This window comes from Bradyrhizobium sp. LA2.1 (assembly GCF_040547725.1).
In the GTDB taxonomy this organism is placed as follows: Bacteria; Pseudomonadota; Alphaproteobacteria; order Rhizobiales; family Xanthobacteraceae; genus Bradyrhizobium; species Bradyrhizobium barranii.
Genome location: NZ_JBEPQI010000072.1, coordinates 1 through 4,364 on the forward strand (window position 1 = coordinate 1; position 4,364 = coordinate 4,364).

3 protein-coding genes and 1 pseudogene are annotated in these 4,364 nt (G+C 58.0%); all 4 read right to left on the reverse strand.

Annotated elements, in window-relative coordinates; genetic code table 11:
- The coding region (locus tag ABIB95_RS47195; protein WP_354249214.1) for a helix-turn-helix domain-containing protein at window positions 1-871 on the reverse strand (871 nt) is incomplete at its 3' end.
- A 607-nt stretch (window positions 872-1,478) separates the two neighbouring features.
- Complete coding sequence (locus ABIB95_RS47200; protein ID WP_354249216.1) at window positions 1,479-2,921, reverse strand: DUF1254 domain-containing protein; 1,443 nt, start codon at window positions 2,919-2,921, stop codon at window positions 1,479-1,481.
- 226 nt (window positions 2,922-3,147) lie between these two features.
- Window positions 3,148-3,831 (reverse strand): hypothetical protein, encoded by a 684-nt coding sequence (locus tag ABIB95_RS47205; protein WP_502917976.1) that lies wholly within the window; start codon window positions 3,829-3,831, stop codon window positions 3,148-3,150.
- Between the two features lie 257 nt (window positions 3,832-4,088).
- A pseudogene (locus ABIB95_RS47210) lies at window positions 4,089-4,364 on the reverse strand (HlyD family secretion protein); the annotation flags it as partial.

Here is a 4,364-nt window from a genome sequence, read left to right on the forward strand (position 1 = left end):
GCGACCTCGCCACCGTCTCCGATGGGCGCTCTCCAAAAAGGGCTTTGTATTCCGAGGCAAAACGACCGAATTCAGTAACGCCGTGTTCGCTCATGGTGTTTGTGACTTTACTTGACGGCTCACATTTTCCGCGGAGTGCACGGCGGACCATGTTGAGTTGACGTAGCTTAAGATAGCTTGCCGGCCCAACGCCCAACTGCTGCCGGAACGTCCTCAACAGCGTCCGGCTTGTTACGTCAGCCGCGAGGGCCAGGTCAGCAACCTGAAGCCCTCCCCATTTCTGACCACGGGCATACTTCAACGCTTTTGCCACGGTGTCGCTGGACAATCGTGACTTTGCTGTTGGGAGACACATTTCGTTATCCAAACCCGCGACTGCAGTGATCAACGCGTTTAATAACCGGGTAGTACTACGTCCATCGAGCGTCGGCGTTTGCTTCTCGCGTATGAGCACGGCGGTGCTCGCGGCTACCGTGGTCAAACATTTGAGCAATTGCTCCGGGGGCGAAATGACGCACTTTTCTTTCTCGACCCATGTAAGATGTTTTCTGCCGATCTTGATAGCAAACGCTTCAAAGAGCCCAACAGGCATCGAAATCGACATCCAACGATGGATGCCGCACGACGCGAACGTAAAATCGCTCCCTGGCGGAAGCACCACGAAGTCCTGAGGCTGAAGGATTTGACCGTCAAAAATCAAGCGATCAGCAATTTGCCCGTCCTGAAAAATAAGGGTCAAAGCATCCGGACGCGAAATGCCGTGCAAAATCTTGGAGCCTCCCTCCACGCCAAACTGCAAAACAATCGAACCCAATTTGCAATGAGCGACCGACCAAGGGGCTTGACAAGGACCAGTCAGCAGGAAATTCACCGTCGCTCCAATAACCATGTCAGAATATTCGTCAAAGCTAAGGCTGTGTAATGGTACGTCGCTAGCAGCCCCCAACGGAAAAATCCTCCCATTCGGTTTCCTACAGACTCGCCTACGGCTTCATCTTGATGCCAAGCTTTCGCGCACACCTCCTTGAACACGATAGCAATCGCTTCGATGACCGGCTTGCTGGGCTTGACCTTGCAGTACTGAAAGGACTTCGTGCTCCGCTTCTTCGCTCTCTTGACGTTGAGACGATGCTTACGGACGAGACCGTCGTAGCAGCCGCTGTACTACGTGGTGAGCAACTCCGCGTCTTCCTGCCAGTGCCCGCAAGTTGAGCGCAGGTCAGCGTCTGAACGTCGACATATCCTTCGCTATCTGCGTAGGCGCTCAGGTTGGTCTGAGCGCGCGCCGATTGTATTGCCGCCAGGCCGAATATTGCTGCGAGGATCAGCGCTCTGTGTGCAATTGCTCACCATTCTTCCTTTCCGATTGCTGCTTCAGAACCTGTGAGTCACGATCGAGCTCGCGCCGGCCAAAAGAGGCCGGCACGAGTTCGCGCGCTCAGGTAACTTTCCGGGCAGCATGATTGGTCCAGGTGCCATCAAACCCGTTTGATACCGGGCGGCTGCCATGTCCCTGCGCCCGCCGGCAGGATCGAAGGTGGCGTAGGCTTCGGCCAATATAGCCGCATCACGAGATAGATTTTGTCGTCCGGCGCCGGAAGCCAATTTGCTTCCTTGTCCGCGCCGGGGCTGTCTTTTTGAATGAACAGCGTCAGCGAGCCGTCCGCATCCTTTTTCATCGCCGACAACATCGGAGAGTTGAGGAGGTAGCGATTGATCGGGTTCTTGACCAAGAGCTGACTCTTGCCGTCGTACATCGTAACGGACCAAAACGCATTCACTGGCGGCAACTGGCCGGGTGCGAAGGTGATGGTGTATTTGTGCCTGCTGCCGTCGAGCGGCTCACCGGCCGCGTCCGTTCGGGTATAGGGGTACATGGCTTCTACGGCATCGTTGCCATAGAGACCGCCCTTGGCGGCGCCTGCCCGCATCACCCAATCGCCGTTGTAGAAGGCCTCGTCGCCAAAGAACGAGCCGACGTTCCAGCCGTTGATGCTTTTGTTTCCGCCGGCCAGCCATTTGTCGACCTTGTCGTCACCCTGCTTCATGCCCACCAGGATTTCGGCCTTGTGTTCGAGCGAGAGATCCTTGAACGCGAAGGTCTTGCCGGGACCGATGCCAATTCTCGCAAGTTTCGCACGGATCGCCTTGTCCCTTGGCGTCTCGGGGACGAATTGCAGGGCGGCGTCGAGATACTGGAAGAAGTTGTCCTTGATCCCGGCCGTGGTGGCAGGAACGAAATCGATCTTCGGCGCGGCGGGCGGGGCGGGTTGTTTAAGGAACGCGGAAAGCGGCTGGGCCTTGTAGCCGGACTGAATTTTCTCGACGTTCGGCATGTCGCCGGGATTGAAGAGTTGGGTGCGGATAACCGCGAGCGTGAACGGCGTCGTCGATGAGAAGACCTTCTTGATCCCGCTGGGCGTTCGACCTTTCCAGTCGGGGCCGGCCACCAGGTAGTCGCCCGCCTCGGTCCCCGTGGCGCGCGTGCCGATGTAGCCAAAATTGTAGGTGTTGCCATCGATGAACTGGACCGAGTAGTAGCGATCCTTTTCGGTTATCGGCACCGATATAACCATCGGTTCAGCGCGCAAATCCAGCCAGATCACCGAGTAAGGGGTGTCGCTGTTCGGCGTGATGACTGCCGTATCCTCCGGGGTGGCGACGTGGTGCAGATTTTTGATTTCGTTGAACGGCGCTTTGAACTGCCCCGAATTCTTGTCCACGGCATACTCTTGCATGACCGCATAATTCATCACGAGCGGTAAGCCGTAGATGAAGCCTTCTTCGGCGATGTCCTTGGCCTCTAACAGCCTGGGCCAATCGGCTTTGTTCTGCGCAATTGCCGGGGTGTACTTCGCCGTCGTGGCGGCGAGCGCGGCGATCGCCGCGGTGGAGCGAAGTAAATCTCGCTTCGTCAACATTTGCCGTACTCCATTATTGTTCGATTGAGTTATCGAATCGATCTGCGTTCGGATCTCGGAACATCCATTGCAGTTTATTAGTTGATACGCCGACCGACACATTGACCGCGGCCTCCGCGCTTGCGAGCGACGCGGCAGCGACCAACCTGTAAGATTGTCACATACTCATGATCGCGACGCCCGGCCTGCTCCTGCCATAAGGTCGTTCGAACTGCCGCGCGGCTCGCTAGTAGCAAGGCGGATAGGGGTAATAGCCACAGCGCGGCGGCCCATAGTAATAGGGATAAGCAGCCACAGCAGCCGCTCCAACAACCGCGGCCCCGGCAACAGCAGCACCGCGATAGTAAGCGCCGCGCCAAGCCGTTCTGCGCGCGACACCAGCAAACGACAGCGGCGTCAGCGGCCGGCCAATGATGTCGATGAAGATCGATGCCGGTCCATCGGCTCCTGCCAGATCACCTTCGAGCACATCGACATCGAAAGTCAGCTTGTCGCCTTCGAGCTTCGGCGACTTCAGCACAACCACCGCGTCGAGAACAGCCGATCCGTCCTTCTTGAAGCCGGACACCGTAGCGTTAGGCGGATCCTTTGCGAAATTGTCGCTGCCGCTGCCCCAATCCTCGACGATCCGCGTCGTCAGATCATGCCCGGCAGACCGCACAGGGCGATCCGCAAATACGATGGCATTCGGAGAAACTCCGGCGAGAACAAGCTTTCCGTCCTTCAGGCTGGCGCCCTTGGAGTTGAGAACAAATAACGACGGAACGACCTCGGGCTTCGACTGTCCGATAGACTTCTCCAACGGCATGTGCGGCTTCGGCTCGGCTGCCGATTGAGCGGAAAGGATCGTCGGCACACACGCCATGCCAGCGGCGGCAATGGCGAGAAGAGCGGCACGCAGTATTGTCATTGGTTCACCTTTCTGTATCCTGTCCGAACGGCGGCGAACCGATGTCGTGCCCTCAAGCGGGGCACCTCGGCTGCCAGATTCCTGTGTCCCGTGTCATGCTCTCCGCCCCAACTCAGACCATCGTTGCTGGCATCCGGTGAGCACCGGGAAGTGGTTTTCACGCCGCTATTTCGCGGCAACCGGGGACGATATCTTGCCATTTCACGCCAATGGCTGCGGCCTTCGCTAATTCTTGCTGCCGGATCGCTATCGAATTCTTACAGATAAGCCGCATAGGACCGGACCCAGAGCACGATACGGGCGATGAGCCCGATGGGACCCGCATTTTCGGCGAACACTGTCGCCGCGCCCGACGTACCGAGGCGCAAGATGGAGCGGTTGGCGTCCGCTGGAAGCGAAATCACCGCGGGATACGCGCTCGTACCGCCGATTGATCCGACACGAGCGAGCGTCCCTGATACCGCAATCTGCCCCTGCCCGACCCCCTCCGGAATCTCCGTGATCCTGGCCTCGTAGATGCGTCCAGGGTCGTT